Origin of the sequence: Mesorhizobium sp. M7A.F.Ca.CA.001.10.2.1, assembly GCF_003998575.1 — a bacterium.
Taxonomy (GTDB): Bacteria; Pseudomonadota; Alphaproteobacteria; order Rhizobiales; family Rhizobiaceae; genus Mesorhizobium.
In genome coordinates, this window is record NZ_RZQY01000287.1 from 1 (window position 1) to 7,233 (window position 7,233).

The following is a 7,233-nucleotide window of genomic DNA, read 5'->3' on the forward strand; positions in this document are numbered from 1 at the left end:
GACTTGGCCTTCTGCGGCGACAGTGTCTGGCCCGAGGTCAGCATCTGCAGCGCCTGCTGCTGATCGGTCAGCCGCGGCACGCGCTGGGTGCCGCCGGCGCCCGGGAAGATGCCGATCTTCACCTCGGGAAGTGCCATCTTCACCTTGTCGCTATCGGCGGCGACACGGCCGTGGCAGGCGAGCGACAATTCGAAGGCGCCGCCCATGCAGGTGCCGTTGATCGCCGACACCCACGGCTTTCCGCAAGTTTCCAGCTTGCGGAACAGGCCGGTCATCATGCCGGCATTGTCGAACAGCGCCTTGGTCGCCCTTTCGGCGTCCTTGCCCTTTTCCGCGGCGAAGGTCGTCAGCATCTTCTGCAACAGGGTAATGTCGGCACCGCCGGAGAAGGTGTCCTTGCCGGAGGTGATCACGGCGCCCTTGATGGCGGCGTCACCAGCCACCTTGTCGACAATGGCGTTCAATTCTCGCATCGCCTCTTCGGTGAAAACGTTCATCGAGCGGCCAGGCATGTCCCAGGTGACCAGCGCAATGCCGTCGGCGTCGATGTCGAGGGTGAAATTGGTGTAGCTCATCGTTTCTCTCCCCGTCAGACGCGTTCGATGATGGTTGCGGTTCCCATGCCGGCGCCGATGCACAGCGTCACCAGAGCCGTGTTGAGATCGCGGCGCTCGAGTTCGTCCAGCACCGTGCCGAAGATCATCGCGCCGGTGGCGCCGAGCGGATGACCCATGGCGATAGCGCCGCCATTGACGTTGATCCTGTCGTGATCGATGTCGAACGCCTGCATGTAGCGCAGCACCACCGAAGCGAAGGCTTCGTTGAGCTCGAACAGGTCGATGTCCGAGAGCTTCATCTTGGCGCGCTTCAACAGCTTCTCGGTGACGTCGACCGGGCCGGTCAGCATCAGCACCGGCTCGGAGCCGATGTTGGCGAAGGTACGAATGCGCGCGCGCGGCTTCAGCCCCATCGCCTTGCCGGCTTTCTTCGAACCGAGCAGCACGGCGGCGGCGCCGTCGACGATGCCGGACGAATTGCCGGCATGATGGACGTGATTGACCTCTTCCACCTCGGGATGCTTCTGCACGGCGACGGCATCGAAGCCGCCCATTTCGCCTGGCATGACGAAGGACGGGTTGAGCGAGGCCAGCGACTGCATGTCGGTCGACGGGCGCATATGTTCGTCATGGTCGAGGATGGTCAGGCCGTTCTGGTCCTTGATCGGGACGACGGAATTCTTGAAGCGGCCATCGGCCCAGGATTTGGCGGCGCGCTTCTGGCTCTCGACCGCATAGGCGTCGACGTCGTCTCTGCTGAAGCCGTATTTGGTGGCGATCAGGTCGGCCGAGATGCCTTGCGGCACGAACCAGCCGGGCAGGCCGACCGAAGGATCCATGAACCAGGCGCCGCCCGAGGCGCCCATGCCGACACGCGACATCGATTCGACGCCGCCGGCAATGACGATCTCATCGGCGCCCTGGGCGATCTTGGCGGCGCCGAAATTGATGGCGTCGAGCCCGGAAGCGCAGAAGCGTGAGATCTGCATGCCGGGCGCCTTGGTGTCGTAGCCGGCCTCGAAGGCGGCGGCGCGCGGAATGACCGAACCGGCTTCGCCGACCGGATCGACGCAGCCGAAGATGATGTCATCGACAGTGCCGGTGTCGAGCCCATTGCGATCGCGCAGCGCCTCAAGCGTCTTGGCGGCAAGCCGCACCGCCGGCACCTCGTGCAGCGATCCGTCCTTCTTGCCCTTGCCGCGCGGTGTGCGCACGGCGTCATAGACATAAGCTTCAGCCATTTGCTTGCTCCTTAGGTTTGCCTGATGTCGCTCTCAGAGAGAGCGGCCGATCAGCAATTTCATGATCTCGTTGGTGCCGCCGTAGATGCGCTGGACGCGGGCGTCGCGGAACATGCGGGCGATCGGGTATTCATTCATGTAGCCATAGCCGCCATGCAGTTGAAGGCATTCGTCGACGACTTTTCCCTGCAGGTCGCTGAGCCAGTACTTGGCCATCGACGCGGTCACAGGATCGAGGCCGCCGGCGATGTGGCGGGTGACGCAATCATTGTAGAAGACGCGGCCGACGGTGGCCTCGGTCTTGAGTTCGGCCAGCTTGAACTGGGTGTTCTGGAAATCGATGATCGCCTTGCCGAACGCCTTGCGTTCCTTGACATAATCAATGGTCAGCGCCAGCGCCCGCTCGATCATGGCAATGGCGCCGGTGCCGATCTGCAGCCGCTCCTGCGGCAATTGCTGCATCAGCTGGACGAAGCCCTGCCCTTCCTCATGGCCGAGCAGGTTGGAGGTCGGCACGCGCATGTCGTTGAAGAACAGCTCCGACGTGTCGTTGGCCTTGAGCCCGATCTTGTCGAGGTTACGGCCGCGCTGAAAACCTTCGACCTCGTCGGTCTCGACGACGATCAGCGAGGTGCCCTTGGCACCCTTCTCCGGATCGGTCTTGGTGACGACGATGATGAAGTTCGCAAGCTGGCCGTTGGTGATGAAGGTCTTGGAGCCGTTGATCTTGTACTGATTGCCATCCTTCTGCGCCCGCGTCTTGACGCCCTGCAGGTCGGAGCCGGCGCCCGGCTCGGTCATGGCGATGGCGCCGATCAGCTCGCCGGTCGCCAGTTTCGGCAGCCATTTCTTCTTCTGCTCCTCGGAGCCATAGTGGAGGATGTAAGGGGCGACGATCGAATTGTGCAGGCCGATGCCGAAACCGTCGACGCCGACATGGCCGATGGCCTCGATGATGGCGCTCTCATGCGCGAAGGTGCCGCCGGAGCCGCCATATTCCTCCGGCATAGAGGCGCAGAGCAGGCCGGCGGAACCTGCCTTCAGCCAGCTCTCACGATCGACCATCTCGTTCTTCTCGAACTCGTCGTAGCGCGGCGCGATCTCCTCCGACATGAAGCGATGCGCCATGTCGTAGAGCATGCCGACCTCGTCCGCCGCCCAAGCGGGCTTCGGAAGGCCAAGGATTTCAGCTGGGTTGGTCATGCTGGTATGATACTCCTCCCGACATGCATCATCGAAACTGAGGCCGGCGCACTGCCGCAGCGACCCCTCCCGACCCTTCGGGCCACCCTCCCCTCAAGGGGGAGGAGGACGCCGATCATCTTTAGAACGCTTCCGCCGGCAGTGCCATCAATGTGTCGGCGCCGCTCGAAATGCGGGCGAGATGCGCCGACGTCTCCGGCATGATCCGCTCCATGAAGAAGCGCCCCGTCACGACCTTGTTGTCGTAAAAAGATTGCGCGCCATTGGCGTCCGTCTTGCCAAGTGCCACCTTGGCCATCTGCGCCCACATATAGCCCAGAGCGACCAAGCCGAAGAGATGCATGTAGTCGGTCGAGGCGGCACCGGCATTGTCGGGCTTGGCCATGCCGTTCTGCACCAGCCACATGGTGGCGGCCTGCAAATCGTTGAGACCTTTCTTCAGCGCCTTGGTGAATGGCGCCATCTTCTCGTCGGAGCGGTTCTCCTCGCAGAACTCACCGACCTCCTTGAAGAAGGCCTGCACGGCGCGGCCGCCATTCAGGCCGAGTTTACGGCCGACGAGGTCGAGCGCCTGGATGCCGTTGGCGCCTTCATAGATCATGGCGATGCGGGCATCGCGCACGAACTGGCTCATGCCGTGCTCTTCGATATAACCGTGACCGCCGAACACCTGCTGCGCCATGACGGCGTGGTCGAAGCCCTTGTCCGTGAGCACGCCCTTGACCACCGGTGTCATCAGGCCGGTGTAATCGTCGGCGGCCTGGCGGTCCTTGTCGTCGCCGGAGCGGTGGGCAATGTCGGACTTGATCGCCGTCCACAGCGCCAGCGCGCGGCCGGCCTCGTTGAAGGCCTTCATGGTCATCAGGCTGCGGCGGATATCGGGATGGACGATGATCGGGTCGGCCTTCTTGTCCGGCGCCTTCGGCCCCGACAATGAGCGGCCCTGCAAACGGTCCTTGGCGTAGCCGACAGCGTTCTGATAGGCGATCTCCGACAGCGACAGCCCCTGCAGGCCCACACCAAGGCGCGCCTCGTTCATCATCGTGAACATCGCCTTCAGGCCGCCATTGGCCTCGCCGAGCAGCGTGCCCTCAGCCTCGTCATAGTTCATGACGCAGGTCGAATTGCCATGGATGCCCATCTTCTCCTCGATCGAGCCGCAGGAGACGGTGTTCCTGGTGCCCGGATTGCCCGATGCGTCGAGCTTGAGCTTCGGCACGATGAACAGAGAGATGCCCTTGACGCCTTCCGGCGCACCCTCGATGCGGGCCAGTACCAGATGGACGATGTTGTCCGACATGTCGTGTTCGCCGGCCGAGATGAAGATCTTCTGGCCTGAAATTTTATAGGTGCCATCGCCGTTCGGCACCGCCTTGGTCCGCAACAGGCCCAGATCCGTGCCGCAATGCGGCTCGGTCAGGTTCATGGTGCCGGTCCAGGCACCCTCGATCATCCTCGGCAACCATGTTGACTTCTGCTCGTCGGTGCCGTGGGTGATGATCGCGGCGATCGCGCCTTGCGTCAGGCCCGGATACATCATCAAGGACATATTGGCCGAGACCATATATTCGGCGACGGCGGTATGCACGGCATAGGGCAGGCCCTGGCCGCCGAACTCGACTGGTGCGGCCAACCCCATCCAGCCGCCTTCGCGATACTGGTCGAACGCCTCCTTGAAGCCTTTCGGCGTGGTCACCGAGCCATCGTCGTGACGCACACAGCCTTCCATGTCGCCGACACGGTTCAGCGGATGCATGACGTTTTCGGCGAGCTTGGCGCCTTCGGCCAGGATCGCCTCGAGCACATCGGGCGTGGCGTCGGCAAATCCGGGAAGGTTCGAATAACGCTGATAACCCAGAACCTCGTTGAGCACGAACAGCGTATCCTGGACCGGAGCCCTGTATGTCGGCATGCTTTTTCTCCACCCTGCAAACCCGGTCCGAATGCCCCGAAGACAAGCCAGGGGCGGCATGCGGACCCATATTGGGAGCGGGATAGCAAAAATTGACGTTTGCGTAAACGTCAATTTTTTCGATGCGACAAGATTCCCCGCCCACTGGAGCAATGAGCGTAGCGGCGCGACGATGCGCAAGCCAGCGCCGAAAGGCCATGAGAGTGGGCCAGGACAACGAAAAGCCGCGTGGCAGGCCACGCGGCTCGACAGAACTCAGACAATCAGCAGACGACTTGGTCTGCCGCAAATCCGAACGGATTTGTTTTAGCTGGCGGCGCTCGCCTGCGGCGCCGAACGCTCGCTCAGCATCTGGCGCACCGCCGACATCGAGCCGCTCAGCTCGTTGATGGCGTCGTCGATCAGCGCCCTTTGCTTCTGCAGGCGGGCAAGCTGCTTTTCCGACTTGTCCAGCGCGAGCTTGAGCTGCTTGGTGTTTGAACCGGTCGGATCGTAGAGATCCATCATCTGCTTGACGTCACGCAGCGAGAACCCGACCTTGCGGCCAAGCAGGATCAGCTTGAGGCGGGCCTTGTCGCGGCGCGTGTAGAGACGGGTCGACCCGTCACGCTGCGGGTTGAGCAGGCCTTTGTCTTCGTAGAAACGCAGCGTGCGCAGCGTCACTCCATATTTTTTCGCCATCTCGCCGATGCGGACGAGGTCCTCGCCGGTTTCGGCAGATATATTGGTATTGGCCGCGGTCTCGCCGGCCGAGATAAGCTTCATGGTCACTGGCTTTCCCCGTCTGGTGGCGTCGCGGTCTCGGACCATGCGTCGCCTGACTGGAAGCGGGGGCCTGCTTCCAGTCGTGGTTTCAACAAACAAATCGCAAACATGCGCTCAATGCGCCTTTTACGTTTACGTCAATTCTATACCGATTGCCGCATGATGACGCAAGGGCGTTCTGCGCGCCGCCCTTTATGCCGCACCGTCAGGCCGGCAGCCGGCATCCTTTCAATTTCTTAAGTTTGGTTAACGCGTTGTTTACCACGTTGGGGGAAATGTGGGCGCGTCGGCTACCCGTGTTTATCCTGTATCGAATTTTTCACGGTTTTTCGGAGCGCGGGCGAGAGCCCGGGAAGCTCGTCTTCCGCCGCGGCATCGCCGCCGGTCGCCTTCGTTCCGATAGGGACCTGGGGGAACTGGCCGCGAGCCAGCCATTCTGAAAGACGGACGCACCGATGAACAGCAAGCGGTCCTATCTCGACACACTCAATGCCGGCAGGCAGCGCAGGCCGCAGACCACGCTCGAGCAGTTGAACCAGTCGCTGGAGACACTGGAGCAGCGGCTGGAGCGGACGCGCGAGGATCCGGTGGCACGTCCCGAACTCCGCCAACCCGATCCACGCCAATATGGTGCCGATGCGCGCTATCCCGCGGCCCGGCCCGCTGGCCAGCAGCGCTGGTACGAGGACCCGCAGCCCGCGTCGCGACCGAAGAGCCCGATTCAGGGAGCCGCCGCTTTCGAGCAGAACTATCAGGCCATTGCCCGCGACATTGATCGCGTGCGCGGCCAGGAGGACGGCGTTGCCATGGTCGGCAAGATCGCCGGCGAATTGCGCGGCATGCGCGAGGAATTGCGCCACCAGATGACCGCAGGCCTGCAGCGGGAATTCGAAGCGCTGCGCAAGGACATCGAGCGGGCTTTCCAGTCAGGGGCAAGGCCCGGTGCTTCGGCCAAGGGCAGTGCTGAACTCGGCCTTGAGTTCGAGCGGCTTTCGGGCGCCATCCAGACACTGGCCGAGAAGAGCGACGACAGAAGCGTCAACATGCTGCGGCTCGAACTCGAACAGGTCAAAGCCGCACTCGAAACGCTGGCACGCGAAGAGAGCGTGCAGAAGGTCGACCGCCGCTGGGACGATTTCGATCGCCGGTGGACGGCGTTCGAAGACCGCGTCGACGCCGACCAGCGCAAGCGCTCGGACGACCCGGGCCTGTCTGCTCTGACCGCCCGGCTGGAGCAGATCAGCAATGCCGTCAACAATTTGCCGGAATCGTTGTCGCTGCGCTCGTTGGAGGAGAAGGTGCGCACGCTTGCCGGTGCCGTCGACCATTTGGCCAGCCAGCAGGACAATCGCGGCAGCGACACGCTTGGCATGATCGACGAGCGGCTGGACGAGATTTCCCGCGCCATCGTCGCATCCACGGTCGCCGCGCAAGCCAATTCATTCGACCACGAGGCTTTCGAGCGCATCGAGAGGCGGATCGACTCACTTGCCAGCCAGATCGAGGAAGTGGCGCAGGATCGTCCAGGCAACGCGGTCATGGACCGGTTAAGCAC

Annotated in this window: 5 protein-coding genes and 1 pseudogene; 1 reads left to right on the plus strand and 5 read right to left on the minus strand. The window is 62.7% G+C overall.

The window, feature by feature from the left end:
* The 5 genes from EN964_RS18855 to EN964_RS18875 all read right to left on the minus strand — a co-directional run.
* The coding region (locus EN964_RS18855) for an enoyl-CoA hydratase-related protein (RefSeq protein ID WP_206528731.1) at positions 1-575 on the minus strand (575 nt) is incomplete at its 3' end.
* Positions 576-589: 14 nt separating this feature from the next.
* Positions 590-1,798, minus strand: coding sequence for an acetyl-CoA C-acetyltransferase (locus EN964_RS18860; protein ID WP_127268617.1), 1,209 nt, complete (start codon positions 1,796-1,798; stop codon positions 590-592).
* A gap of 33 nt (positions 1,799-1,831) precedes the next feature.
* Entirely contained in the window at positions 1,832-3,001 is a 1,170-nt protein-coding gene (locus EN964_RS18865) for an acyl-CoA dehydrogenase family protein (RefSeq protein ID WP_127270389.1), read from the minus strand.
* Positions 3,002-3,122: 121 nt separating this feature from the next.
* Positions 3,123-4,913: an acyl-CoA dehydrogenase gene (locus EN964_RS18870; RefSeq protein WP_127270390.1), complete on the minus strand. Its 1,791-nt coding sequence runs from the start codon at positions 4,911-4,913 to the stop codon at positions 3,123-3,125.
* Between the two features lie 306 nt (positions 4,914-5,219).
* Positions 5,220-5,678: a MerR family DNA-binding transcriptional regulator gene (locus tag EN964_RS18875; protein WP_127270399.1), complete on the minus strand. Its 459-nt coding sequence runs from the start codon at positions 5,676-5,678 to the stop codon at positions 5,220-5,222.
* 455 nt (positions 5,679-6,133) lie between these two features.
* Here EN964_RS18875 and EN964_RS18880 point away from each other — a divergent pair.
* Positions 6,134-7,233, plus strand: a pseudogene (locus tag EN964_RS18880) (peptidoglycan-binding protein); the annotation flags it as partial.